The organism is Niastella koreensis GR20-10 (assembly GCF_000246855.1).
GTDB classification, from domain to species: Bacteria; Bacteroidota; Bacteroidia; order Chitinophagales; family Chitinophagaceae; genus Niastella; species Niastella koreensis.
In genome coordinates, this window is record NC_016609.1 from 8,288,237 (window position 1) to 8,314,771 (window position 26,535).

A 26,535-nucleotide genomic window follows, 5' to 3' on the forward strand; every position below is an offset into this window, starting at 1 on the left:
GTATGAGAAATAAAGAGATTGTAATCTTAGGTTCTGCCGGTATGCTGGGGCAAATGGTAAAAAAGTATTTTTCAGCAGCCGGGCATTCAATTACCTGTTTCGACAATAGATTCAATTACGAAAACAGGCCTGCGTATGGTGCTTATTTGCGCTCTCTCAGGAATGCTGTTGTTTTTAATTGTATTGGGAAAATAAAACAAAAGACTGACGATGCAGGCGATTTATTACAGGCAAACGCCATATTGCCTGCAGAGCTGAGAAATGGTCTGCACGAGGACGTCATACTTATTCATCCCAGCACGGATTGTGTTTTTAATGGCGAAAAGGGGTTGCCTTATGCTGTAACTGACGAGGCCGACGCAACCGATGATTATGGTTGGTCGAAAAGACTCGGTGAGGTGGTATTGACCGGCAGGGCAAATACGCTGATACCAAGGGTGAGTATTATTGGGCCCGACAGAAACCCGCTGGGCAAAGGATTGCTGGCCTGGGTAATGTCGAACAAACCAGGTACTACTATAAAAGGATTTACCAACCATTTGTGGAATGGAATTACCACACTGGAATGGTGCAGGCAAATAGATGATTTTCTCAATAAGAACCAGTCATTTGAATTTACTTTGAAGCAGTACGGCACCACTGAGCATTATACAAAATATGACATGGTGACCCTCTTTAACGATCTATTTGATCTGAAGCTTCAAATTGAACCTATCGAAACTCCATCGATGGTAGACAGAAGACTGACTCCGGAGATCATTTGCAAATCCTTACCTGAGCAATTAAAAGACATCAAACTAGGATAATTTGGCAACCTGTACTATTCTCATATTGACATATAAAGGGAAACATCATCTTGAATTTCTCTTACCTACAGTAAAAGAAGCCATAGACAATTATCGGGGCAATGCTGAAATAGATGTGCTGATAGTTGATAATGGCTGTGACGAAATAACCCGGCAATATTCGATTTCCAATTTTCCGCAATTCAGATATGAGTTTTCACCTTTAAACGATTACCTGTTTTCGTTGAATCATTTTATTCGTGATATGAAGGCGGAATACCTGCTCATGTTGAATGATGACATGAAAATGGAGTTGAATGTGCTGAATGAGTTGGTGCCAATGATGGAAAATGATCCATCGTTATTTGCTGTTTCATGTCGCATTATGGATTTCGATGGCACCTATACTGCTTCCGGGGTAAGAATGGCAACCTATTCAAAAGGATGGCTGCGTAACTATTATCTGGATACAGAAGAAACTGCAACAAAATATTCATTATATCCGGGCGGCGGGGCTGCCATATTTCGTACTGCATTTTTTAATGAACTAGAGGGATTCGATACATTATTTCGCCCTGCCTATTGTGAAGATACCGATTTGGGCATGCGTGCCTGGCAACAGGGCTGGAAAGTAGTATATCACCCTAAAGCCATATTGTATCACAGGGAAGGTGGTACCATCAAGGACCAGTTTAAACAGGACCGGCTTGAACAGATGATCTTTAAAAATCAGGTATTGTGCATGATTAAGAATTGCCGATACCCTGGATTTATGGGCCGGTTTTTATTGTTGCTACCATACCGGCTTTTATATAATTACTTCCGCAATAAAAACTTGTATAAGGCCATGATAATGGCGCTTAAACAATATTCGCAGGCAAGAGGGAAGAGGGGTGCCTCAAAAGTTAAAGTGAGTGATGACAAATGGATGCCATTGTTAAATGGTTCCTACTCTTTTCAAGTAAACAAAAATGAAAGGAAAGAAGCGCGTGAATCAATCTGAGCCAGAACAATTTCTTGCATTTTCCGATACACTTTTTACTTACCATGGCGGGGTTTTGGATTATACCGATAATTTGGCCCTGCAATTACAGGCCGTTGGTAAACTAAAAACTGCGGTGGCGCCTGAAATAGGAGCGATCGACAGGCCATATTCAATCGAGGAATTCCCTATTCGTACACAACGAAAAAGTTCCAGGCTGGATAAATTCCCTCCCTTATCCAAGCTCATCACCTTATTTTATGTAATCAATTTATACCGGTCTGCTTACTTTGGAATGAAACGATTGTTAAAGAAGCACACGGGAGTTACCATACTTTTCACTGAGTATTATTCTGAACATTTTGATGTTATATTGACTTGTGCACGTTGGCAAAAAGTCCCTTATGCCATTGTTTTTCATGGGCTCGATATTATTTGTGCCAGGCAGAAAATGTTTAAACATTTCAAAAAGAATTATGAAGGTGCGCGTTTTATAATTTATAATTCCGAAGCTACTAAACAGTTATGCAGAAGCCTGTTTAAGTTCAGCCACAAACAGGAGTTGATATTACATCCCGGCTTAAATGTATCGACCATTGAAGAAAATTGTAGGAACATATCGGCCGTTGCTCCTGCAACAGGGCAAAACCAGCGAAAGGTTGTTTTTACCACCATATCAAGGTTAGTAAAAAGAAAAGGCGTCGATCTTGCGATTAGAATGATAAAGGAGTTGAAAGATCGACACAGTGATATAGAACTTATTTATTATATTGCCGGGACAGGACTTGAGTCGGAATCGTTGAAACAGTTGATTCAGCAATTAGATGCAGGGCTGTATATTAAAATGCTGGGTAATATTTCAGAAGAGGATAAGTATAAATTATTGCAACAATCCGATTTCTTTTTGATGCCTACACATAGTGCGGGTGATCTGGATTTTGAGGGATTTGGGATCAGCTTTATCGAAGCCTCTTTATTTGGAAATGTAGTGATTGGTGGAACACATGGAGGCGTAAAGGAAGCAGTGGTACATGACCATACCGGCTACCTTTTTGATTTCGACAAAAAAGAATCTATTCACCTGGCAGTTAAAACAATTGAAAATTGTATTAATCAACCGGGTTTAATGGATAGTATAAAAAATCAGGGAATTGAATATGTGAGGAAGAATTATGACTGGAATAACCTGATAAAAAGATTTCTGGAATTTCGTAACTGATTTGAAGTATAGGTGTACCATAAGTATACCTGCCCCCTTAAAACCATGCTTAAGGTTAAACTGATAAGCTTACATCCCGGAAAGCAACACAATTTTGAGCAGGCTGCAGTACTGGCGGATTTGTACAAAAATGATTTTCGACATGTTACCAGTATTTATACCGGGCCGGCATTTATAAAAAGACTTCGCGCCATTTCTCCAAAGTATGCCAGGATGCTTGGAAAAAGAAGTTATCCCAAATTACCATCAAAGTATGTTTACTCATTACCGCATCCTGAGGTAATGAAAAAAATATATCAGTTACGCAGGAAGCCAGTTGATTATTTTTATCTTAATGAGAGCTTTCAGGAAAAAGCTTTGAAACGTTTTTCCCCACCCGAGATCTGTATTTCATTTGATATGTCCTCCAATGTGCTGTTCAGGAATTGGAAAGGTAAATCAAAGCTGGTGCTCGATCTTACTATCGGAGTGCCACAATACCGGTTAAAAATCCAACATGGGGATCAATTTAACTGGAAGATGCTAAATGACGTTGATCCCGTTTCTAAAAGAATGTTTGCCCAGTATGTAGAAGAAGTTAATCTGGCTGACATTATTTTGTGCGGAAGTGAATTTGTAAAGAATACGGTTAGTTGGTTAAATCCGGATAACGAATCCAAATGCAGAGTGCTTCCCTACGGCGTTGACCTGGAAGATTTCGGTAATCCCAATAAAGAATTTGTTGAGAAAAAAGATTTGCAGTTTGTATTTGTTGGTACAGTAGGGTGGCGTAAAGGAGCCGATGTTTTATTGAAAGCCTGGAAAAATTTTGTAGCGTTGCATCCCGAATGTGAATTACATTTCTTTGGCGCAGTTGACAATCACATCGATTTGTCTGATATGCCAGCAAATGTGCATATGCATGGCATGGTGAACAGGGCGATACTGGTTGAGCAATTGAAAAAGATGGATGTATTTGTTTTTCCTACTACATTCGAAGGAAGTTCTATAGCCGTTTTTCAGGCAATGGCAATGCAGCTGCCTGTAATTACTACAGCTAACAGCGGTACAGTCTTAAAACATGGTATTTCCTGTGAAATGATCGAAGTTGGAAATGTTTACGCCGTCACTAATGCCATGGAAAAATTATATGCTGATCTGGCTTACAGAAAAGCCATCGCACAACAGGCATATAGATTGAGTAATGATTATACCTGGCAACACTATAAAGACAGACTTTCTCAAATATTAAATGAGGACGAACTCATAGCGCCACGGAAAATGTCAGAAGAGCTGCAAGTATCCGTGGATTTGTAATTTTTATAAATTAATTAATAGAATAAGCTGAATTTTATTTAACCTGTGAAAAAACTGGTTCTATTCACATTTGACTATGAGTTGTTTCTTGGTAACAGAAGTGGCGCCGTTCAGGAGTGTATAATAAAACCAACTTATAAACTACTCTCTTTACTTAATCAATACCAGTTTAAAGGTGTTTTCTTTGTTGACACAACTTATCTGATAAGTTTGAAAGCTGTGGCTGAGTTGTATCCAAAAGCTAAAGAAGATCAGGCTGCTATTTATGAACAATTGCGTAACATAATTCAGCAGGGGCACTATGTTTTCCCACATGTGCACGCTCACTGGCTCGATGCTGAATATCTGCCAAATGAAAATGAATGGTCGTTGAAGGAATTGAGATATTATCAGTTTTCAGCTTTAGATCAGGAGCGGCAAATAAAACTTTTTAATGAATCTGTTCAGCTGATTCAATCGATTGCAGATTCTGTAGTCAAAAATTACCGGATAGATTCTTATCGGGCAGGCGGATGGTCCATACAACCATTCTCAAGTTTCAAACCCCATTTTTTAGAGCATGGAATTCACCATGAGTGGAGCGTGCTTCCCGGCAAGTATGTAACTTCAACGGCGCATTCGTTCGACTTTAGAAAAGTACCAACTGAACAGCCCACGTACCATTTCAATGATGATGTTTGTAAAAGTGAAAAAAATGGAACTTTCAAAGAATGGACAATCTCCACTTTGTCTTTAAGCCGTTTTGAAAAATGGATGAATTTTAAAGTGAATGGGTTGATCCAGCGTTTGATAAAAAAAGAAAAGCTAAAAGGATCGACAGTGTCGTCGAAAATTAAGGAAGAAGGAGATATTTATTGTGAAAGCAACGGATTGAGACTGATTGCTTCTTTTGAGGGATTAAATCCCTATAATTTAATGAAATACCAGGCCATGATTAAAAGGTCAACGTATTTTCATTTTATTTCACACCCTAAATTAATCACGGGGACAGAATTCCGAATGATAAATATATTATTCCGGTCTTTATCAAAACAAAAGGGCCTGGAAACAGATTTTAGAAAAGTCAACTTTTAAATGATCAATATCCTATTTATTGCATTCGAGTTTCCGCCATTGAACAGAGGCGGAGTGCACCGGCCGTTGGCATTTGTAAGATACCTGCCTGAAAATGGTATCAATCCAATAGTTATTACGCTTGATAATGCCTGTTATAAGGACGTTTTTGATACTTATGGATACGATGAAGGTTTGGGGAAAGAAGTGATCAGCAGAACTACTATGGTGCCTGTGCCTGCAGATAAAGTTCCCCCGTATACCAGGATAAAACAATTTACTTCGATCTATTTTTCCATTCATGGAAATGAAACAAAATACTGGGAACAGCATTTTTACAAGGCAGTTGAAAAAGCAATAGCTGCCCACAAGCCCAAAGCTATTTTTGCAACTGTACCTCCGTTCAGCCTGTTACCATTGGTTGACAAAATTTCAAAGAAATACAAGATACCGATGCTTCTCGATTTTCGGGATGCATGGTCGCAATGGCGAACGCTGCCATATGGCACTATCATGCATTACTGGCGTACGCTTCAGTTTGAAAAGAAGTACCTGGAAAATGCCCAGGCAATTTTGGCTACCTCAAAACAAACGCTTGATGATTTTAAAAGGCTACATCCACAGGTGCCGGCAAATAAATTTCATTACATACCAAATGGGTATAATGGCGCGTTGCAAACCTGGCAGCCTGTTGTGCCGGGTAAAGATGAATGGACCATTGGCTATGTAGGCAGCTTTTATTTCACGCCGGACGCAAGAGAGCAAATGTTGAAGCCCTGGTATAAGAAGAGAGGGCATCGCATGCTGCAATACATTCCTCAAAAGCAGGATTGGCAATACCGCTCACCTTACTTCTTTTTTCAGGCGCTGCAACAATTAAATACAGAAAATCCTGATCTCGGGAAAAAGATAAAAGTGAAGTTTGCCGGAAAAAAGCCCGGCTGGTTAATCGAAATGATCAGGAGTTTCGGCCTGGAACAACAGGTAACTTTAATTGGAGAAGTTTCACATGAAGAGTCATTGCGTTTTCAGCAGCAGTGTGATGCTTTGTTGATAACCTCTGCCAAACAATTGGGTGGCCGGGATTATAGCATTGCCGGGAAAACTTTTGAGTACCTGCAAATGCAGCGGCCGATAATAGCGTTTGTATGTGACGGTGCACAGAAAGACCTGTTATCAGATGCAGGTACTGCGTTGATCTGTGACCCCGATCAATCGGCAGAAGCGGTGAAACAAATGCGACAATTATTTGAAGGAAAGCTGTTATTGCAGCCCGATTATAAATTTTTAAAAAGCCTTTCAAGAGAAACATTAACTGCCCAACTGGCAAATGTGATCAGAAATATTAGCTAATAAACTATGAAGAAGATTTTACTGGTAGCTGGAACAAGGCCAAATTTCATAAAACTCGCGCCCTTATATCATCGTATTATTTCCGAAGCAACTGAGTATCGCCCCTACATTTGCCATACAGGGCAGCATTTTGATTTCAATATGTCAGATGTTTTCTGGCAAAATCTTGAATTACCAGCTCCTGATTTTCAGTTAGGCGTTAAAGGGAGCGGTGTTGCAGATACCATTGGAAAAACAATTTTAGGCATTAATGAGGTAGTTCAACAACATAAGTTCGATCTGGTGATCGTATTTGGAGATGTAAATGCCACTGCTGCCGGGGCCATAGTGGGCGCCCAGTCACGCGTTCCGGTTATGCACGTAGAAGCAGGGTTGCGCAGCTTTGATAGAGATATGCCTGAAGAGATCAACCGTATTATAACCGATCATGTAAGTGATTACCTGATGGTATCTGAGCCAAGCGGTATTAAAAACCTGCAGCGGGAAGGATTTGCAGAGAATAAAGTCATAATGGTTGGAAATATTATGATTGAATGCCTGTTACGCACCCGGCAACTTTGGGAGCATATAAGTTTGCCCCATGCGATTGATGCTGTTTATAAAAATCACCCTGTTGTTGCCACGTTCCACCGCCCTGAAAACGTAGACAATAAAGATAATCTGAACCGTGTTGCAGAGATATTAACGTCTTTTGCTGCAACAGAAACTGTAATATTTCCGGTTCATCCAAGAACACGTGCCAAACTGCAGGAGAGCGGGTTACTGGAAAAACTGCAGAAAGAATCGAACCTGTTACTCACCGAGCCGCTTAGTTATTTTGAGTTTTTAAAGCTGGTGTCAAATGCAAAAATGGTCATTACCGATTCAGGAGGGGTTCAGGAAGAAACAAGTTTTTTAAATATCCCTTGTATAACCTTTAGAAAAAACACAGAGCGGCCGGTTACTGTAGAGCTTGGAACTAATTTGATGATGGACTTATGGAATAAAACTTATTCCACCCAAATAGAGCAGCACAGAAATCATATTATGGGAAGAGAGAGAGTTAGTATACCCTTATGGGATGAAGAAGTAAGTAAACGCATAGTTAATACTATTAAAAGAGTAATTTAATTGTTATGAATACTTTAAAGGACCGGCTAAAAAGCATCTCCCCATTATATAACTTATATCTATATTTTTTTAATCGTAATCACTACCTGCATTTGAAAAGGGAAAGGGATTTTGTTAAAACAATTGTCAGTAAAGATTCATTGGTTTATGACATTGGTGCTAACATGGGTAATAAAACGCAACTTTTCAGAAGCCTGGGTGCAAACGTAATAACCATAGAGCCAGATTCTACCAATTATGCTTTGTTGGTGAACCGGTTTGGTAACGATAAGAATGTTAAAGTTCTGCAATATGCAATCAGCGATTCAATCGGCGTTACCAATTTTTATATGGACGAGCCAGGATCGGCTTATAATACGTTAAGTGTTAAATGGAAGGAATCCCTTGAAGATTCATCTGTAAACAGATGGAAAACGATAAGGAAATTTGATAATGTAGTAGAAGTAAAAACCGTAACAATCGATTATTTAATAAAGGAATATGGAGTTCCTAAATACATTAAAATAGATGTGGAAGGGCACGAGCTTCCATGCATAAAAGGGTTATCAAGTAATATTGAAGTTATATCGTTTGAGGCAAATCTGCCGGAATTTAAAAGCGAAACCCTGAATATCATTACCTGCTTGAGAGATATCAATAAAAATGTAAAATTTAATTACCAGAGGGATGATGAAAGCTTTGAACTATCTAAACATATTTCGTACGATGAGTTTTATAAGCTTTTAGAGTCTACGGATATCAGGTATATGGAAGTTTATTCATTCATGTAAAAGGGAGCCCTTTAACTGAGATATAGAATGAGAAGAAAGGCAATATTTTTAACGCATCCGCAATTACTTCGTTCTGAAATTACCGGCGGGGTGCAGTTGTGCTCACAGGAATTTCATCACATAATTGAGAATATAAGCGAATTATCCCTGGCAGATTATTATGTGCCATATACCCGGAATATTATGCAACGGGTGATGATGAAGCTGGGCATGGAAAATTATTCGATGTATGATGTAAAGAAAGATGCGCCAGCCCTGCTGTCCTATGTGGAAAAGGAGAATATCGAAATAGTATTTCTTAACATGGCTTCCGTTGTACGATATGCAAAGCCATTGAAAGAAAGATTTGGTGACAAGGTAAAAGTGATTATGTTATCGCATGGCAATCACTCCGGCGATTTCCTGCATCTTATAACCAAACCTTTGACAAAGCAGTCTGCTCTAAGAAGGACTTTAAATAAGATACGGTTAGGATGGTTGATAGCAACAGAAGCTATTCATCGAGTATCTTATCTAGATGGTGTGGTTACATTATCCGAGACTGAAAAGCAGATTGAAAACTGGTTTGGCGGCAAACGGGTTGAATTTCTTCCAAGAAGGCTGTATGCCGATTTTCTGCCTTATACACCCGTTGCAGGGAGAGTAGGCTTTGTAGGCCGCCTCGATCATCCACCAAATTTGCAAGGTGTTTCTATTTTATTTGATGCCTTACAGAAAATGGACCATAGCAAACTGGAGATCAGGATTGTGGGCGCGCCGGATAATTATGGCCAGCAATTGCAGAGTAAATATCCATTTATAAAATACCTGGGTGAATTACCGGATAAAACACTCGAAGAAGAGATTAAAACCTGGGCGGTATTGTTGAATCCTGTTTGGTGGTATTCAACAGGTGCTTCTACCAAACTGGCCCGTGCTATTAGCTGGGGAGTACCTATTATTTCAACAACTGCCGGTATGAGGGGTTATGAATGGAAACAAGGCTCGTTAATTGTTGCTGATACTCCCGAAGAAATGGCCCGCCAATTGATCATCAATGCCCCTGATCCTGAAAAAGTACAACACTGGGCTGCACAAACCCGGATTATTGCAAACAATGGACCGGAAGTCGAAAGCCTGGGCAATCAGATCAGATCATTATACAAATAATACAGTGGCAACGATTTTTATACCTGCACCACATTTTCCACCATCTGCCATGCCCCCGTCACAACGGGTACGCCTGTTAGTAAGGCATTTACATACCCTGGGTTGGAAGCCCGTTATTTTTACAGTTGACCATTATTACCGGGAAGAACTGGCCGACCCATGGATGCTGGATATCACAGGTGATCAGTTTGAAAAAGTGGAAGTGGGTTGTTTAGATCAACGTAAAACCAGGAAATTTAAGATTGGTGACCTGGGTATTCGAATGTTCTTCCATTTGTTCTTTTCATTGCTGAAACATGCACGGAAAAGGAAACCAGCGCTGATTTTATACCCGGTACCACCATGGTACATAATGGTAATGGCGCCGTTTATTAAATGGTTCAGTGGTGTGCCTTATGCCATTGATTATATCGATCCTTGGATCTTTAAAGTGCCGGAGAATGATAGAAAGGCAAAAATGAGCCAGTGGGTGGCGAGAACGTTGGAAGGATTTGTGGTCAAAAGAAGCAGCGCCATCTTTGCCGTATCACAAGGCATCCTGAATGATTTGATAAGCAGATATCCTGTTGTAAAGTCAATACCATTGGTGCCTGTGCCTTATGGTGTTGAACCAACTGATTTTCTTACAATAAAAGTAAGCAGGCCTGAAAATGAAAAGGTGATCTTAAGGTATACCGGCGCGGTATCTTCTGCGATGCTGCCGGTAGCAGATGCCCTTTTCAAGGCTTTACGGCTGGTGAACCAACAGATACCGTTGCAGGTTGAATTTACGGGCACCAGTTATGCAGGCATTGGGCTGGCCCAGCCAGTTCTGGAACCGCTGATCATTGAGAATGATGTACAATCCTTTGTTACCGAAAACCCCAACAGGGTAGGCTACCGGACAGCACTGGAACTGAGTATGGGCGCCGATATGCAGTTGCTGATGGGAGATACCACGCAGTACTATGCCGCTTCAAAGTTAATGGGCATGGTTGCATCGGGCCGGCCGTTTTTTGCATTCGTTCACAAAGGATCATTTCCGTCTACATTTCTTGATTCTTTGAATTTTGCTGGTAAAGTGGATTTTATCGCCAGTGAACTCAATGACGAAAAAACGATCCGGGAGCTGGCAGATAGTTTATTGAATGCCATTCGCAGGAGACATGAGTTTAATCCAATTGACATCAATAATTCCTCATTGAATCAGCATACCGCTTTTGCAATGGCTCAAACATTTTCAAATACACTTCAAAAAATAGTTCATGAATAAAAAGCATCTGGATAGTATAAAGGGAAAGAAGGTTTTGGTAACTGGTGGATTGGGTTTTGTTGGTCACAATCTTGTGAAGGCTCTGGTTAATGAGTATGAATGTAATGTAGTAGTAGTAGATGATTGCACAAACAGTAGTGAGGCAGCCATTGCTTCGGTACGCGACAAAGTAACTTTTCACAAGGTAAGTGTATTAGACTCGGAGCGTTTCTTTCCGCTGCTCACTGATGTAAACTATATCTTTCATCTTGCCTGCATCCAGATAGCAGCTTCAGGTTCATCGCCATTGCAGGATATGCAGGTAAATGCCCAAAGCACATTACAATTACTGGAGCACTTACGTCACAACAAACATCCTAAGCTGGAAAGATTTATATATACTTCTTCCTGCTCAGTATATGGCAGTTCTTCCCGTTTGCCGGTTGATGAAAACAGCGCTACCCGGGTTTTAAGTAATTATGCGGCTACAAAATTATTAGGCGAACAATACGCTTTGATCTACAACCGCAATTACGATATTCCTGTTTCCGTTGTACGTTATTCCAATGTATATGGTTATGGACAATCGCCCCGTAACCCCTATTGCGGGGTCTTAGGAAAGTTTGTACATAACTCATTGACCAATCAACCGCTTTCGGTTTTTGGCGATGGGGAGCAAACCCGTGATTATACGTTCATTACCGATGCCGTTGATGCTACCGTTTTAGCCGCCGTACATCCTATGGCGTATGGTGATGTATTTAACATTGGTACAAGTGTTGAAACTTCGGTGAATAAACTGGTGCACCTGATTACTCAATATGTATCTGGTTGTGAAGTTAGAAACGTACCTGAAAGAGATATAGATAATATCCGCCGCCGGATGATCGATATCGAAAAAATACACCAGCGTTTGGGTTGGGCTCCTAAAGTAGGTATACAAAAGGGTATTGAACTTACAATAGACTGGTATAAGACTACAATATAATGCCATCGAGAAATAATATTGGATTGGGATGTGTTTCACTGACCGCTCATCAGCGGGAAAGTGAGGCATTGCAAATTCTTTCTGCTGCGTTTGAAGAAGGAATAACCCATTTTGATACTGCCCCCGTATATGGACAGGGGTATTCAGAAAAGATTCTGGGAAAGTTTATCAAACAACGCCGCAGCCAGGTTACTATAACGACTAAGGTTGGATTAGGACCTGTTGAACAAAAGAATATACCTGCCTGGATAGCATTGCCATTGTACGCATTGAAAAAGAAGATCAGGCCAACTGGTAGTGTTGATGCACCAGCAATGACCGATCCTGAACCGCTTACTTACAGAAAACTGGATATAGACTATGTAAGTAAGTCGCTGGATAACAGCCTGCGCAATTGCAGAACGGATTACCTGGATTACTATTTATTACACGAGGCCCTGCCTGCTTTTTTAACTGAAAAGGCGGTGGAGTTTTTGATAAAACAAAAGGAAACAGGTGTGATCAGGAACCTGGGTATTGCAGCCTCACATGTTAATCTTAACCAGGTTGATGCTGCAACCAGCACCGCATGGAATGTGCTGCAATATGAAAACGGTGTGCATTATGACACTGATAAATGGGTAAGAACGTTTGAGAATAAGATCCATTTTTATCATAGTACATTGAAGTTTCTCAAAAAGGCCAAAACAGATCAATATACAACAACGGATATAGCTGGTATATTATTAAATAAAGCCGCAAGAAACAATCCCCGGGGAAAAGTATTGTTCTCGACCACTAAAAAGAAAACGATACAGGATAATTTAAAAAGTTTTGAAAAGGCCAACTCAATCTCAACGGAGGAGCTGAAAAACATTGTGAATGCCATTTATTGATCTGAATAAAAAGGAAACGCTTTCGGCCAAGCAATATGATTTTGTGATCATTGGGGCCGGAGCATCGGGCATTATGCTGGCCGTTAAATTATCTGCAAGCGGAAAACAGGTTTTGCTTGTTGAAAGTGGGCATTTCTCTGTTGATGAAGAACGTCAGCAGTTGAACGAAGTCACTCATTCTTCCAAAAAGCTGGAAAACGCAGTGTGGGGAAGGAAGAGAGCTGTAGGAGGGACTACCCTGGCCTGGGGCGGGCAATCATTACCTTTCTCGAGAATAGATTTTACTGAAAGGGATTGGGTGAATAATAGTGGTTGGCCAATATCTTTTGATGACCTGGAAGCTCATTATAAGATGGCTAACGAGTTCATGCAAATTGATACGCTTGATTACAGGGACGATATATTACCTAATATTAAATTATCACCCGCGCCTGATTTCGATACTTCAGTAATTAATTACCATGTATCAAAGTGGGCGAATGAGCCTAATTTCGTCAACCTGTATCGAAAACAGCTCGAACAACAGATAGATGTGGTGTATAATGCTGTTTTGATACAGGTAATTAAAGAAGGGACTGCAATTACTGCCATACAAATTGCCAACTTTAATAAACAACACTTTACCATAGCTGTTTCAGGTCGCCTGATATTAAGCGTAGGGGGAATCGAAACCTCAAGAATATTATTGCTTAATAAGTTGGGTAATCCCGAATGGGTAGGTAAATGTTTTATGGACCATCCCTGTATCGAAGTGGGCCTTGTGCGAACAAGCAATGAGTATGCGTTGCAGCGCCAATTCAATACCCATATCTGGCAGGGAAGAAAGTATTCTATTCGACTGAGTCTTTCAGAACAGGTACAACAGGAGAAAAAGTTGTTGAATTGTTCGGGGACAATTATGTTTACTGCATCCGCTGAACAATTTGATCCATATGCAGAATTAAAAGCATTTAAAAAGGATTTTAAAATTGGCAGATTATTTAAAGTGTCTGGCAAAAGCATAGAAATACTTAAAAGTGTTATTGCATACATCCGACATAGGTTTTATTATAAAATAAATACAGAGGCCAAACTGCTTTTAATGATGGAGCAGGAGCCTGATACCGGAAGTTATATAAGTCTTAGTGATCAGGTTGACATATTTAATAAGCCAAAGGCGAATATCAATTGGGTAATTACAAAGAAAACCTGGGAAACGGCAGTATCGACCGCCAAGTATATTGAGCGTGAATTAGAGCGATTAAAACTGGGAACAGTGTCATTATATAAACACATTGACCTTGATACTTCCTCCTGGAGCAGCTATCTGACTGATGTAAATCATCATATGGGTGGGGCAAGGATGAGTGGTAGTGAGAAAGAAGGAGTGGTTGACAGTAACCTGAAAGTATGGGGAACCGACAATCTGTATATCTGTAGTTGTGCTGTTTTTCCAACTTCATCACATTCAAACCCAACACTGACTATGTTGGCGCTGGCAAATAGATTGCATCAGCATTTATTGTCAACATCAAGCCCTGTTTGATCAAATTTGTTGGGCAAACTGATATTCTGAGGTAGTATGAAGAAACTGGCTGTTGTAACAACCCACCCTATTCAATATTATGCACCTTTATTCCGGTTACTGACCGAAAGGGGAAAGATAAATTGCAAGGTTTTTTATACCTGGGAAGTAGAGGCAACAAAGTTCGATGTTGATTTTGGACGGGTAATTGAGTGGGATATTCCCCTCACGGATGGCTATGAACATGAATTTGTATCGAACCAGGGTGTTATGCGCCGGGATTTCCGGGGGCTTAAAAACCCGGAGTTAATACAAAAAATTGAAGCCTGGGAAGCCGACGCTGTTTTAGTAATTGGCTGGAATTATTATAGCCATCTTAAAGTATTAAGGCACTTTAAAAATAAAATACCGGTTTTTTTCCGGGGTGATTCTACTTTGCTTGATGAAACTCCGGGGGTTAAAACATTTGCCCGCCGCATTTTTCTTCTATGGATTTACAGCCACGTCAATACCGCCTTTTACGTGGGTACCCACAGCAAAGCATATTTCAGGGCACATGGGTTAAAAGATAACCAGTTGGTTTATACTCCACATGCCATCGACAATGAACGATTTGCCGATAAAAATGGGCAATATGCTGAAGAGGCAAAAAAATGGAGAAAAGAACTAGGCATACCGGAAACAGATACTGTTTTATTGTTTGCCGGTAAACTGCAACCCAAAAAAAACCCTGAGCTTTTAGTTAAAGCATTCCTCGCCATTGATAATCCAACCTTACACCTTATACTGGCTGGTAATGGCGAACAGGAGGAATACCTGAAACAACTGGCTCAGGGCAATTCACGCATCCATTTTGTACCGTTTCAAAACCAAAGCCGGATGCCGGTGGTATATAAATTGGGGGATATTTTTTGTCTTACATCTCAGGGACCTGGCGAAACCTGGGGATTGGCCGTTAATGAAGCAATGGCATGCGGAAAAGCTGTTATAGTGAGTGACCGTTGTGGTTGTGCCACAGATCTGGTTAAAAACGGAAATAATGGTTTTATTTTTGAATTTAATAATATTGCTGACCTTACTGAAAAAATTCAGTATTTCTTAAGCCATAAAGAAGATATTGGGAAAATGGGACAGAGAGGGCTGGAAATTATTCAGAACTGGTCGTTCCTGTCGATAGTAAAAGCCATAGAGGCAACAATATAACTTAATACATATTTAAATCGAATCGAAACAATCATACGGCTATTCAATAATCCATTTACTGGTTTGTTTATTATCATTATTTACTGACTGGTATAATGAGTTGACAATAATTTTAGTAATTACTTTATTTATTGCCATTATTGATAAAATGGGTAAAACCATTGTGTTACTGGATATAGTTGCATTCTTCAGTTGCTTTACCTGTCTTTTTATGCCAGTAATAAGTTATAATTTTTATAACAAGGAATATTATCTGGCGAGGGCATTCAAAGTATACATGCATGTGCCTGAGGAAACCTACTTCAATTATACATTACCTGCTTTGTCTGCATTTACTTTAGCTATGTGCTGGCCGTTAAAAGTGAATTATGCAGGCAGTATAAGAGACTTTTTTAAAGCGAAATACGAACAGATTTCAAATCAATTAAGGCCTCACCCTTATTTAGGCATCCAGTTGGTAGTGGTGGGTATAGTAATGTTGTATATATCCGCATTTCTTCCATCTTCGGTTCGCTTTATAGGCGTTTTGTTTTATTTTTCATCCTTTGCGGGGCTATTATATATATATCTAACGCCTACTGTTCCATACAAAAAAACTTTATTGGTCATTATTCCACTGTTTACCCTGGGAAATGCCCTCCAAACGGGAATGTTTACGGTGGTTACATACATGAGTATGACCTTAATATCCTTTTTCTTTATTGGTAACAAAGCTTCATTTCTGAAAAAGATTTTGCTGTTTATTACAGGGATCTTTTTAATGATTTTGTTACAAACCGTTAAAGGCTCATTTCGGAAAGCCACCTGGAAAGGGGAGTATCAGGGAAGTAAAGCAGTATTATTTCAGGAGCTGGTGTCACGTCAGTTGGGAAGAAGTGATCTGTGGACAGCAAAAGCATTTTTCCCTGTTTATATGAGAACCAACCAGGGGGTGAACGTATCGCTTGTTATGGAAAGAATACCCAAGCGGCAGCCGTTTGATGGTGGAACCTATTTGTTTGAATCTGTTGCAGCGGCTTTTGTTCCCCGGTTTCTTTGGCCCGATAAACCTGAGGCTGGGGGTGCGTTCAATATGGAACATTATGCCGGGGTAAAGATACGGGGATGGGCAACTGACATTGGTCCGATTGGTGAAGCCTATGGAAACTTTGCTGTAACAGGAGGCATAATATTTATGTTTTTATTAGGCGGATTTATCAGGTTAGCCTATCGAAAGGTATTAAAGGTATCGATCAAGACGCCGATTGTTGTGCTTTGGATACCTGTTTTGTTTTATCAAACGGTATTCTCCATGGAAAACGATACCCTTCAGGTGTTGAATTCATTGATAAAATCGGCGTTTTTTATGTATATTATTTATAAAATATATCCGGTATTATTTAAACCTGGTACTGCAGCTGATACAAATAAAGTACAGGTAACAGACGATTATACATCCATTAACTACAATCCAAACATTTAGGAATTGAAGACAGCGATTGTTACAGGAATTACCGGGCAGGATGGTGCTTATCTTTCGCGGCTATTGCTTAAGAAAGGATACAAGGTTATAGGTTGCATACGATCTCATTCCGGATCTAATTTAAGCCGGCTGAAGTATTTAGATCTATTAGACAAGATTGAACTGATTGAGTGTGATTTAGTGGATATGTCACAGGTGCTGAATATCATTTCCACCAATAAACCTGCGGAAATTTATAATCTTGCTGCGCAGAGCTCTGTATCGTTATCTTTTCAACAACCTATAGGCACCCTTGAATTCAATATCCACTCTGTGCTGAATTTTCTGGAAGCCATCAGAATATTAGATCCGGCTATCCGGTTTTACCAGGCTTCATCCAGCGAAATGTTTGGAAAGGTGAATGCCTTACCGATCTCAGAAGTATCTGTAGTGCATCCATTAAGCCCATATGCTATCTCAAAAGTTACAGGACATTACATTTGTATAAATTACCGTGAATCTTACGGTTTGTATACAAGTTGTGGTATCCTTTTCAATCATGAATCCTATTTGCGTGGCGAAAACTTCTTTGTAAGGAAACTGATCAAAGGAGCTTTTGATATTCTGCATGGACAAAAAGAATACCTCGAGTTTGGTAATTTATCAATAAAGAGAGATTTTGGCTGGTCTGAGAAATATGTAGAAGCTATGTGGATGATGTTACAGTTGGATCAGCCAGATGATTTTGTGATCTGTTCGGGTAGCTCAATAGCCTTGAATGACATTGTGTATTATGTATTCGATAAACTGGGAATCAGCAGGGAGCTGATACGTATTAATCCTAAATTATTTCGCCCCACTGAAATAGAGGATATATATGGTTCCAATGAAAAGGCAAAAACAGTGTTGAACTGGGATTATAATATGGATTTTTTTAAAGTATTAGACCTGATTATAGAGGAAGAAGCCAGAAATTATGGAAAACAATAGAGTAAATAAACCTGATGTAGCTTTTTTTCTTCGTAAGCCCAGAAAGGTTGGCAATTACAGCGTTGAGTTTATTTTTGAAGATGTAAAAGAAAGGTTGAAGGACAAAATAAAGGCGTATACTTTTTATTCAACTTATGAAAGCGCCGGTTTGTTTAAACGGTTGTCTAATTGTATAGAAGCAGCCCGCCGGCAAAAGACAGTAAACCACGTTACCGGAGACATCAATTACATTGGTTTATTGCTATCGAAAAAAAGAACGATCCATACCATACTTGATTGCGTTTTTTTAAACTCAACCAGTGGTATAAAGCATAAAATTTTAAAGCTCTTCTGGCTTACCATTCCCCTGAACCGATCAGCTTATGTGACTGCAATTTCGCAGGCTACCAAGGAGGAGATATTAAAATATAAGAAGAATTATCCTTCAGATAAAATTGTAGTAATCCCGGTTGCTATTTCTGATAAGTTCAAAAGAAAGGACAAGCCATTTAATAAAAGCAAACCCGTGATCTTACAGGTAGGCGCCGCACACAATAAAAATATTCCCCGCTTAATAGAAGCGTTGAAAGGAATTGAGTGTGAGCTGCATATCGTAGGTAAGCACAATGAGGAATATGAAGCCCTGCTTAAACAGGCAAATATTGACTATGTTTACAAATGGGGCCTTACAGATGAGGAAATGATCAGGAAATATGAAGAGGCCGATCTGCTGGCGTTCGTTTCTACCTATGAAGGGTTTGGAATGCCGATACTGGAAGCAAATGCTGTTGGCCGCCCGGTGGTTACCGCTAACATTTTATCAATGCCGGAAGTGGCAGCTGATGCGGCCTGTCTGGTTGATCCTTATGATGTTTCCGCTATCAGGCAGGGAATATTGAAGGTGATAAATGACGACATTTACCGGGATACCCTTGTTCAAAAAGGATTTGATAACATTCGCAGGTTCGATCCGGCATTGATTGCCGATGAATACCTGGCGCTTTATAAAAAAGTAGTCGCAAACCAGTAAGAAGCTCATGAAGCATAAAGTGGACGCAACCGGTACAAGAGTGATGATCTTTGTGGATTGGTTTATTCCTGGTTATAAAGCTGGCGGCCAGATACAATCCTGTGCCAATCTTTCCCTCGCGTTGAGTAAGGACCTGGATATTTATGTTGTTACTACCGATCGTGATTATGGTGAGCAAACAGCCTATGAAGGAATTAAAGCTGACCAATGGGGCAGGAATAAAGATGGGATAAATATCTATTATATTTCTCCCGCGGCCTTAAGTTATAAAACGATCACCACTCTGTTGCAGGAAGTACAACCCCATACTGTTTACCTGAACAGTATGTTTTCGTTTACATTTACCATTTTGCCATTACGTGCATTGATCTTTCGGAAAACGAATGCAGCGTTTATCCTGGCTCCGCGCGGCATGTTACAAAGAGGCGCGCTGCAATTTAAAAGCAGTAAGAAAAAGCTGTTTTTAAATCTGTTTAAATGGCTGGGCATATCGAAAAAGATAACTTTTCATGCCACAGATGAAACGGAACTGGCCGATATTCAAAATGCATTTGGTAAAGAAGTAAAAGTAAAACTGGTTGGCGACTATCATGCTGCAAAGGTGGCAGCATTTCATCTCCTCAATAAAAACAAGGGTGTTTTGCAATGCCTGTTTGTATCGCGAATTGTGGAGAAGAAAAACCTGCTGTATGCAATTGAACAGCTTGCGTCGGTAAAGGCGCAGGTTTATTTTACAATAATAGGGCCGGTTGAATCCGGTGCTTACTGGGAACAATGCAATAAGGCTATTGCCAGGTTGCCTGAGAATATAAAGGTGGAATACAAAGGAGCTATTCCCAATCATGATTTGGGTAACTATTACAGCAATCATCACCTTTTTGTATTACCAACCTATGGCGAGAACTTTGGGCACGTTATATTTGATGCTTTTGTAAATGGGCGCCCGGTTCTTATCAGCGATCAAACTCCCTGGCGGAATTTGCAGGCTAAAAAAATGGGATGGGATCTTTCGCTTAGCGAACCCGATTCGTTCAGCAAGGCGATAGAAACAGCAGCCCAGTGGGATCAGGCAGGTTTTGACGAATATGCCAAAAATGCGTATTCGTTTGCGGATAACTTTATTGCAACATCAGCATTAAAACAAAAATATATTTCTTTATTTACGGCTAACTGACCTTTATAATTTGTTATGTATATACTAGGGCTCAACGCGTACCATGCAGATTCATCTGCCGCAATTTTTAAAGATGGTAAAATGATCGCAGCTACTGAAGAAGAAAGATTTCGCCGTCAAAAACATTGGGCGGGCTTTCCTTCTATGGCGGTTCAGTTTTGTTTAAAGGAAGCAGGCATCAGCCTTTCCCAGGTAGATCATATTGCTATTGGCCGCGACCCTTCTGCCAAGATGAATAAAAAGTTGATGTTTTTATTGAAGAATCCTGGCGGCGGGTTCAATGCGGTGCTCGACCGTTTAAAGAACGCCCGTAAAGTAGCATCACTGGAAGAGGAATTTATACTCATCGATAATACTGTTGATAAAGCTGTTATCAAAAGCAAAATTCACCAGATAGAACATCACCGCAGCCACCTGGCTTCGGCATTTTTTGCGTCGCCTTTTGAGGAAGCTGCTTTATTATCGATCGATGGCTCCGGAGACTTCACTACAACCATGACGGGTATTGGTAAAGGCAATCAGATTGAGGTGCTGGAATCGGTAGACTTCCCGCATTCAGTTGGTTTGTTTTACACGGCACTCACCCAGTTGTTAGGATTTCCTCACTATGGAGATGAATATAAAGTAATGGGTCTGGCGCCATATGGTGAGCCAAAATATGTTGACAAACTGAAAGAAGTTTTACGTTTTGAGAATAACGGCTTGTTCTCCCTGGACCTGAAATATTTCCGTTCGGCCAAAAGCGGTATTGTGTCTTATGGCGATGATCATATTCCGGTGGTAGCACCGTTGTACACAGACCTGATGGTAGAGAAATTTGGGGCGGTACGTAAAAAAGAGGAGCCGCTTAGTCAGTATCATAAAGATCTGGCAGCTTCTGTTCAACGTGTAACGGAAGAACTGATATTCCACATCCTGAATCATTTGCAAAAACGCACCGGTTTAACCAGTGTTTGTATTGCCGGTGGTGTGGCGCAAAACTCCGTAGCCAACGGTAAGCTTACGCGAAACACAGGATTTAAAAATGTATACATCCCCTCTGCCGGTCATGATGCTGGTATTTCAATGGGGTCGGCCTTATATGTATATAATCATATTCTGAAACAGGAACGGGCGGCGCCTATTTGGTCGGCCTATACCGGAAGCCGGTTCAGCAATGAAGAAATTGAACAATACCTGCAAAGCCGAAACATTACTTACAAACGGTTAAGTGATGAAGAACTGTATGACAAAGTAAGTGATCAGTTGATCAATGCAGGCGTTGTTGGTTGGTTTAACGGACGGGCGGAATTTGGTCCCCGTGCATTGGGGGCGCGTTCTATCCTGGCTGATCCTCGCCGTTCCGACGCCAAAGATCTGTTAAATGCAAAGATCAAACGACGTGAAAGTTTTCGCCCGTTTGCACCTTCAATACTAAAAGAGTTTGTAGGAGAATATTTTGAGGTTAATGATGAAGTGCCTTTTATGGAAAAGGTATTCCCTATTAAAAAGGAAAAACATGCAGTTATTCCTGCAGTAACACACGCTGATGGCACCGGCCGTTTACAAACGGTCGACAAGGTGGTTACCCCCCGTTATTATGCATTGATTGAAGCATTCCGTAAAAAAACTGGCGTACCCATTTTATTGAATACTTCGTTTAATGAAAATGAACCGATCGTGAATTCACCACACGATGCGCTGGAGTGTTATCTGCGTACCAATATGGATATGCTGGTGTTGGAAAATTGTGTTATTACGCGGAACGGTTCTTTATGAAAATTTCAATAATCACTGCAACATATAATAGCGCAAATACGGTAAGGGATACATTAGCATGTATCGCCAGCCAGCGGTATGCGAATATTGAACATATCATTGTTGATGGGTTGTCGAAAGACAATACATTGGATATTGTGAAACAGTTTCCACATGTTGCCAAAGTGATCTCTGAAAAGGATAAAGGCATCTATGATGCTATGAATAAGGGAGTACAACAGGCAACCGGTGATGTAATCGGGATTTTGAATTCAGATGACTTTTATTCCGACCCATTTGTATTGGAGAAAGTAGCTGCGGCGTTTAAAAACCCTGCGGTAGAAGCAGTGTATGGAGATCTGCAATATGTGAAACAGGATAATGTACAGGTAGTAACCCGTACCTGGAAGTCTGGTAAATACCAAAAACGGTTTCTATATTATGGTTGGATGCCACCGCATCCTACTTTTTTTGTGCGCCGGAATATATATGATAAATGCGGCCTCTTTAACATTACTTTGCGCTCTGCCGCAGATTATGAATTAATGCTGCGTGTATTATTAAAGCATAATACCCAGGTAGAATACATTCCCGAAGTGTTGGTGAAAATGCGGGCCGGTGGAATGAGTAATGCTTCCCTGAAAAACAGGTTAAGGGCCAACAGGGAAGATGAAATGGCCTGGAAATTGAACGATTTAAAACCCTATTTCTTTACTACGTGGTTAAAACCACTGCGAAAAGTATTTCAATTTATAACCCGATAAACATATGGCAAAAGTAGCATTGGTTACAGGGATAACCGGGCAGGATGGTGCTTATTTAACAGATCTGTTGTTAAAAAAGGGATACATTGTTCACGGTATTAAGCGTAGAAGTTCTTTGTTTAATACTGAACGGATCGACCATTTGTACCAGGACCCGCATGAAAAAAACGTGCAATTAACACTACATTATGGCGATCTGACCGATTCTACTAACCTTATTCGCATTATACAGGAAACGCAACCCGATGAAATTTACAACCTGGCGGCCATGAGCCATGTGCATGTAAGTTTTGAAACACCGGAGTATACCGCCAATGCCGATGGGATTGGCACCTTGCGTATTCTGGAAGCTGTTCGTTTATTGGGGTTGACTCAAAAAACCAAGGTTTACCAGGCATCTACCTCAGAATTATATGGTCTGGTGCAAGAAGTACCCCAGTCTGAAAGAACGCCTTTTTATCCCCGTTCACCTTATGCGGTAGCAAAATTGTACGGATACTGGATCACTGTAAACTACAGGGAAGCTTATAACATGTTCGCCGTGAACGGAATTTTGTTCAACCATGAATCTCCTTTACGTGGCGAAACTTTTGTAACCAGAAAAATTACGCGAGGCGTAGCAAAGATCGCCCTGGGGTTGCAGGATAAGATCTACCTGGGTAATCTGGATGCACAGCGCGACTGGGGCCATGCAAAAGATTATGTGGAAGCGATGTGGTTGATTTTGCAACAGGAAAAACCGGAAGATTATGTAATTGCAACCGGCATTACTACCCCTGTGCGCGAATTTGTACGGATGGCTTTTAATGAAGTGGGCATTGAACTGGAATTTAAAGGCAAGAACGAGAATGAGGTAGGTATGGTAAAAGCCTGCAATAATCCTGAATTCAAAATCGAAATTGGAAAAGAAGTTATTGCTGTAGATAAAAGATATTACCGCCCTACTGAGGTTGACCTGTTAATAGGGGACCCCACCAAGGCGCAAACTCAACTGGGCTGGAAGCCAAAATATGACCTGCCTGCTCTGGTTGAGGAAATGGTTGCTAATGATGTGGAATTATTTAAAAAGGAACAATTATTGAAAGAGTCCGGTTATTACGTACGAAATCAATTTGAATAATATTCATCACCACACATCATAATATTTACCGTGAATAAATCTGACAAAATTTACGTAGCCGGTCACCGGGGAATGGTAGGCTCTGCATTGGTTCGGAAATTGAAAAAAGAAGGATTTGAAAATTTAGTACTGCGTACATCTGCGGAGCTCGACCTGCGTAACCAGCAGGCCGTGGAAGCGTTTATGGACCAGGAAAAACCGGATTACGTTTTTGTCGCCGCTGCCAAAGTGGGCGGTATTCTGGCCAACAATACCTACCGCGCCGATTTTATTTATGATAATATCCTGATGCAATCGAACCTCATACACGAATCGTGGGTGAATGGGGTTAAAAAGCTCATGTTCCTGGGCTCATCCTGTATATATCCCAAACTGGCGCCTCAACCGCTGAAGGAGGAATACCTGTTAACCGGATTGCTGGAGGATACAAATGAGCCTTATGCCATTGCTAAAATTGCAGGCATAAAAATGTGCGACGCCTACCGCGCTCAATATGGCTGTAATTTCATTTCGGTAATGCCTACCAATTTGTACGGCCCCAACGATAACTACAGCCTGGAAACTTCGCATGTGTTACCGGCACTGATCAGAAAAATACACGAGGCAAAATTGAATAATGAGCCTTCTGTGGTAATGTGGGGAACCGGTACGCCCAAGCGGGAGTTTCTGCATGCCGATGACCTCGCCGATGCCTGTTTCTTCCTGATGCAGACATACAATGAACCGGGCCTGGTAAATGTTGGCGTTGGCGATGATATTGCTATAAAAGACCTTGCATTACTGATTAAGGATGTGATAGGATACAATGGCGATATTGAACATGACCTGAGCAAGCCCGATGGCACGCCACGCAAACTGATGGATGTTCAAAAATTGACTCGCCTTGGCTGGAAAGCCAAAATTGGTTTACGGGAAGGAATTGAACGTGTTTATAAAGAATTTTCGCAACTATACGCTGCAGGAGTGTAGATTTGTTTGAGGTATCAATTTAATTAAGGAGTCTTGCATGTTTTCTATTTTTAATAAGAAGCCAAAAATCCAGCTTGATCTGAGCGTAGTGGGTACTGATATGCATTCGCATTTATTACCCGGTATCGACGATGGATCGCCTGATGTAGAAACATCACTGCAGCTGATTGCTGGTTTGCAAGACCTGGGTTACCGGAAATTTATTACCACTCCCCATATCTTATGGGATATGTATAAAAATGATGCAGTGTCTATTGGCGCCGCACACAGCGAGCTACAACAAGCACTGCAACAAAATAATTCAGATGTTCCAATAAGAGCGGCTGCAGAATACTTTCTCGATGAACATTTCGATGAGTTATTGGAGACCAATACACCGTTACTAACCATCCACGAAAACTGGGTATTGGTTGAATTCTCTTTTGTTACCACTCCGCTGAATTTTAAAGAGAAGCTGTTCAACATGCAAATGAAAGGATATCAGCCAATTCTGGCGCATCCTGAACGGTATTTGTATTTTATGAGTGATAAAAGATGGTATGATGAACTGAAAGATGCAGGTTGTTACTTTCAGTTGAATATTTTGTCGCTCACCGGGTATTATGGCAAGGCTTCACTGCAATTGGCCCAATACCTCCTGAACAAACGATATATAAACCTGCTGGGCACCGATTGCCATCACTTCCGACACCTCAACACACTTCGGGCTGCCAAAAACATAATGGAGCCGGTTCTATCACTTCTGGACAGCGGCCAGCTGTTAAACCCCACTTTATAAGATTTCTTTCCGATTATTGGATTGGCTATGTAAGCGCTTGTAAATGTTTTATTTATATTGCGCTGCCAAAAAAGCATCCATTTATTTGGTTTAAGCCTTCTTTGGCAAGGTTTAAACAATTTAAGGATGCACTTTGTAGTTAATTGTATATGAATGCGTTTACCATAAAGGACCTGGAAAATCTTTCTGGTATTAAAGCCCATACAATTCGTATTTGGGAACAGCGCTATTCTTTTTTGCGCCCGCAACGCACTACCACCAACATCCGCTACTACACCAACGAAGAATTAAAAATAGTCCTGAACATTGCGCTGCTGAATAAATATGGGTATAAAATTTCCCATATCGATAAAATGAGTTCGGCGGAGGTGCGGGAAAAGATTGTTTCGCTTTCCCATGCAGAAGCGCAACAGGAGCGGCTGGTGAACGACCTGCTGCAATATATGATCGATCTTGACCTGGAAAAATTTGAGGACCTGCTGGATAATTATATTCAGGCAAAAGGCATTGACAAGGTCATCAGCTTCCTGATTTTTCCGTTTCTTGATAAAATAGGCATTTTATGGCAGGCCAGTCATATACATCCCGCTCAGGAACACGTAGTTACCAATATTATCCGGCAAAAGTTGATCGTGGGTATTGAATGTGTGGTGTCCCATATTACGGTTAATAAAAAAGTGATCCTGTTTTTGCCCGAAGGGGAGTACCATGAGCTGGGTTTGCTTTACACCTATTACCTGCTTAAAAGCCGGGGTGTGCAGGTTATTTACCTGGGCGCCAATGTGCCTTTTCACGATTTGGAATTTATAACCTCCTATAAACAACCCGATTACTTGTATACTCACCTTACCTGCATTGCCGGCAATTTCAATTTTGAGAAGTTTCTTACCAAGATCCATCAACACGCTCCCCAGGTTCAGATCATTGTTTCGGGTCAGCTTACCAATTGCAATATGAAAAAATTACCTGCCGGTGTTCTCCTAAAACGTTCATTATCAGAAGTTATGGAGTTTATTGCGGCCCTTTAAGCAATTT

At 40.6% G+C, this 26,535-nt stretch carries 24 protein-coding genes; all 24 read left to right on the forward strand.

Features of this window, described 5'->3' with window-relative positions; translation table 11 throughout:
* Window positions 1-2: 2 nt before the first annotated feature.
* The 24 genes from NIAKO_RS33295 (at window position 3) to NIAKO_RS33410 (ending at window position 26,528) form a co-directional block, all read left to right on the forward strand.
* Complete coding sequence (locus tag NIAKO_RS33295) at window positions 3-806, forward strand: SDR family oxidoreductase (RefSeq protein WP_014222897.1); 804 nt, start codon at window positions 3-5, stop codon at window positions 804-806.
* A 1-nt stretch (window position 807) separates the two neighbouring features.
* On the forward strand, window positions 808-1,788 hold the full coding sequence (locus NIAKO_RS33300; RefSeq protein WP_014222898.1) for a glycosyltransferase family 2 protein: 981 nt from the start codon (window positions 808-810) through the stop codon (window positions 1,786-1,788).
* Window positions 1,757-2,986 (forward strand): glycosyltransferase family 4 protein, encoded by a 1,230-nt coding sequence (locus NIAKO_RS33305; protein WP_014222899.1) that lies wholly within the window; start codon window positions 1,757-1,759, stop codon window positions 2,984-2,986. Before NIAKO_RS33300 ends, NIAKO_RS33305 begins: the two co-directional genes overlap by 32 nt.
* Before the next feature lie 213 nt (window positions 2,987-3,199).
* Window positions 3,200-4,282 carry a glycosyltransferase family 4 protein gene (locus tag NIAKO_RS33310; RefSeq protein ID WP_172642134.1) on the forward strand — a complete coding sequence of 361 codons (1,083 nt, stop codon included), beginning with the start codon at window positions 3,200-3,202 and terminating at the stop codon, window positions 4,280-4,282.
* A gap of 45 nt (window positions 4,283-4,327) precedes the next feature.
* Window positions 4,328-5,356, forward strand: a complete 1,029-nt coding sequence (locus NIAKO_RS33315) for a polysaccharide deacetylase family protein (RefSeq protein ID WP_014222901.1) — start codon at window positions 4,328-4,330, stop codon at window positions 5,354-5,356.
* Window positions 5,357-6,688: a glycosyltransferase gene (locus NIAKO_RS33320; protein ID WP_014222902.1), complete on the forward strand. Its 1,332-nt coding sequence runs from the start codon at window positions 5,357-5,359 to the stop codon at window positions 6,686-6,688.
* Between the two features lie 6 nt (window positions 6,689-6,694).
* On the forward strand, window positions 6,695-7,798 hold the full coding sequence (wecB, locus tag NIAKO_RS33325) for a non-hydrolyzing UDP-N-acetylglucosamine 2-epimerase (RefSeq protein WP_014222903.1): 1,104 nt from the start codon (window positions 6,695-6,697) through the stop codon (window positions 7,796-7,798).
* A gap of 92 nt (window positions 7,799-7,890) precedes the next feature.
* Window positions 7,891-8,568, forward strand: a complete 678-nt coding sequence (locus NIAKO_RS33330) for an FkbM family methyltransferase (RefSeq protein ID WP_165761217.1) — start codon at window positions 7,891-7,893, stop codon at window positions 8,566-8,568.
* Between the two features lie 27 nt (window positions 8,569-8,595).
* Window positions 8,596-9,717: a glycosyltransferase gene (locus NIAKO_RS33335; protein WP_014222905.1), complete on the forward strand. Its 1,122-nt coding sequence runs from the start codon at window positions 8,596-8,598 to the stop codon at window positions 9,715-9,717.
* A gap of 4 nt (window positions 9,718-9,721) precedes the next feature.
* A complete protein-coding gene (locus NIAKO_RS33340; protein WP_133055236.1) occupies window positions 9,722-10,969 on the forward strand; it encodes a glycosyltransferase in 1,248 nt (415 codons plus the stop codon).
* Window positions 10,962-11,936, forward strand: a complete 975-nt coding sequence (locus NIAKO_RS33345; RefSeq protein WP_014222907.1) for an NAD-dependent epimerase/dehydratase family protein — start codon at window positions 10,962-10,964, stop codon at window positions 11,934-11,936. Before NIAKO_RS33340 ends, NIAKO_RS33345 begins: the two co-directional genes overlap by 8 nt.
* The gene (locus NIAKO_RS33350) at window positions 11,936-12,811 is read left to right on the forward strand and encodes an aldo/keto reductase (RefSeq protein WP_014222908.1); all 876 of its coding nucleotides are present in this window, start codon (window positions 11,936-11,938) and stop codon (window positions 12,809-12,811) included. The genes NIAKO_RS33345 and NIAKO_RS33350 overlap by 1 nt, the downstream gene beginning before the upstream one ends.
* 43 nt (window positions 12,812-12,854) lie before the next feature.
* Window positions 12,855-14,336 (forward strand): GMC oxidoreductase, encoded by a 1,482-nt coding sequence (locus NIAKO_RS33355; protein WP_165761218.1) that lies wholly within the window; start codon window positions 12,855-12,857, stop codon window positions 14,334-14,336.
* 36 nt (window positions 14,337-14,372) lie between these two features.
* A complete protein-coding gene (locus tag NIAKO_RS33360; RefSeq protein WP_014222910.1) occupies window positions 14,373-15,518 on the forward strand; it encodes a glycosyltransferase family 4 protein in 1,146 nt (381 codons plus the stop codon).
* Window positions 15,519-15,729: 211 nt separating this feature from the next.
* A complete protein-coding gene (locus NIAKO_RS33365) occupies window positions 15,730-16,980 on the forward strand; it encodes a hypothetical protein (RefSeq protein ID WP_133055237.1) in 1,251 nt (416 codons plus the stop codon).
* A 3-nt stretch (window positions 16,981-16,983) separates the two neighbouring features.
* Complete coding sequence (locus NIAKO_RS33370) at window positions 16,984-17,949, forward strand: GDP-mannose 4,6-dehydratase (protein ID WP_014222912.1); 966 nt, start codon at window positions 16,984-16,986, stop codon at window positions 17,947-17,949.
* Window positions 17,936-18,958, forward strand: a complete 1,023-nt coding sequence (locus NIAKO_RS33375) for a glycosyltransferase family 4 protein (RefSeq protein WP_014222913.1) — start codon at window positions 17,936-17,938, stop codon at window positions 18,956-18,958. The genes NIAKO_RS33370 and NIAKO_RS33375 overlap by 14 nt, the downstream gene beginning before the upstream one ends.
* A gap of 7 nt (window positions 18,959-18,965) precedes the next feature.
* Entirely contained in the window at window positions 18,966-20,132 is a 1,167-nt protein-coding gene (locus NIAKO_RS33380) for a glycosyltransferase (RefSeq protein ID WP_014222914.1), read from the forward strand.
* A gap of 15 nt (window positions 20,133-20,147) precedes the next feature.
* Window positions 20,148-21,890, forward strand: a complete 1,743-nt coding sequence (locus NIAKO_RS33385; protein WP_014222915.1) for a carbamoyltransferase family protein — start codon at window positions 20,148-20,150, stop codon at window positions 21,888-21,890.
* The gene (locus NIAKO_RS33390) at window positions 21,887-22,633 is read left to right on the forward strand and encodes a glycosyltransferase family 2 protein (RefSeq protein WP_014222916.1); all 747 of its coding nucleotides are present in this window, start codon (window positions 21,887-21,889) and stop codon (window positions 22,631-22,633) included. The genes NIAKO_RS33385 and NIAKO_RS33390 overlap by 4 nt, the downstream gene beginning before the upstream one ends.
* Window positions 22,634-22,637: 4 nt before the next feature.
* Window positions 22,638-23,753: a GDP-mannose 4,6-dehydratase gene (gmd, locus tag NIAKO_RS33395; RefSeq protein WP_014222917.1), complete on the forward strand. Its 1,116-nt coding sequence runs from the start codon at window positions 22,638-22,640 to the stop codon at window positions 23,751-23,753.
* Between the two features lie 30 nt (window positions 23,754-23,783).
* Complete coding sequence (fcl, locus tag NIAKO_RS33400) at window positions 23,784-24,722, forward strand: GDP-L-fucose synthase (RefSeq protein WP_014222918.1); 939 nt, start codon at window positions 23,784-23,786, stop codon at window positions 24,720-24,722.
* 37 nt (window positions 24,723-24,759) lie between these two features.
* Window positions 24,760-25,500, forward strand: coding sequence for a tyrosine-protein phosphatase (locus NIAKO_RS33405; RefSeq protein WP_014222919.1), 741 nt, complete (start codon window positions 24,760-24,762; stop codon window positions 25,498-25,500).
* Between the two features lie 149 nt (window positions 25,501-25,649).
* Window positions 25,650-26,528, forward strand: a complete 879-nt coding sequence (locus NIAKO_RS33410; RefSeq protein WP_014222920.1) for a MerR family transcriptional regulator — start codon at window positions 25,650-25,652, stop codon at window positions 26,526-26,528.
* Window positions 26,529-26,535: the final 7 nt, after the last annotated feature.

What these genes read in the sequence shown, in the direction of transcription:
- wecB (WP_014222903.1), top strand. Translation starts at nt 6,695, where the DNA reads ATGAAGAAGATTTTACTGGTAGCTGGAACAAGGCCAAATTTCATAAAA.
- gmd (WP_014222917.1), top strand. Translation starts at nt 22,638, where the DNA reads ATGGCAAAAGTAGCATTGGTTACAGGGATAACCGGGCAGGATGGTGCT.
- NIAKO_RS33385 (WP_014222915.1), top strand. Translation starts at nt 20,148, where the DNA reads ATGTATATACTAGGGCTCAACGCGTACCATGCAGATTCATCTGCCGCA.
- NIAKO_RS33320 (WP_014222902.1), top strand. Translation starts at nt 5,357, where the DNA reads ATGATCAATATCCTATTTATTGCATTCGAGTTTCCGCCATTGAACAGA.
- NIAKO_RS33295 (WP_014222897.1), top strand. Translation starts at nt 3, where the DNA reads ATGAGAAATAAAGAGATTGTAATCTTAGGTTCTGCCGGTATGCTGGGG.
- NIAKO_RS33390 (WP_014222916.1), top strand. Translation starts at nt 21,887, where the DNA reads ATGAAAATTTCAATAATCACTGCAACATATAATAGCGCAAATACGGTA.
- NIAKO_RS33345 (WP_014222907.1), top strand. Translation starts at nt 10,962, where the DNA reads ATGAATAAAAAGCATCTGGATAGTATAAAGGGAAAGAAGGTTTTGGTA.
- NIAKO_RS33360 (WP_014222910.1), top strand. Translation starts at nt 14,373, where the DNA reads ATGAAGAAACTGGCTGTTGTAACAACCCACCCTATTCAATATTATGCA.
- NIAKO_RS33305 (WP_014222899.1), top strand. Translation starts at nt 1,757, where the DNA reads ATGAAAGGAAAGAAGCGCGTGAATCAATCTGAGCCAGAACAATTTCTT.
- NIAKO_RS33335 (WP_014222905.1), top strand. Translation starts at nt 8,596, where the DNA reads ATGAGAAGAAAGGCAATATTTTTAACGCATCCGCAATTACTTCGTTCT.
- NIAKO_RS33380 (WP_014222914.1), top strand. Translation starts at nt 18,966, where the DNA reads ATGAAGCATAAAGTGGACGCAACCGGTACAAGAGTGATGATCTTTGTG.
- NIAKO_RS33375 (WP_014222913.1), top strand. Translation starts at nt 17,936, where the DNA reads ATGGAAAACAATAGAGTAAATAAACCTGATGTAGCTTTTTTTCTTCGT.
- NIAKO_RS33405 (WP_014222919.1), top strand. Translation starts at nt 24,760, where the DNA reads ATGTTTTCTATTTTTAATAAGAAGCCAAAAATCCAGCTTGATCTGAGC.
- NIAKO_RS33410 (WP_014222920.1), top strand. Translation starts at nt 25,650, where the DNA reads ATGAATGCGTTTACCATAAAGGACCTGGAAAATCTTTCTGGTATTAAA.
- NIAKO_RS33350 (WP_014222908.1), top strand. Translation starts at nt 11,936, where the DNA reads ATGCCATCGAGAAATAATATTGGATTGGGATGTGTTTCACTGACCGCT.
- NIAKO_RS33310 (WP_172642134.1), top strand. Translation starts at nt 3,200, where the DNA reads ATGCTTGGAAAAAGAAGTTATCCCAAATTACCATCAAAGTATGTTTAC.
- NIAKO_RS33365 (WP_133055237.1), top strand. Translation starts at nt 15,730, where the DNA reads ATGCCAGTAATAAGTTATAATTTTTATAACAAGGAATATTATCTGGCG.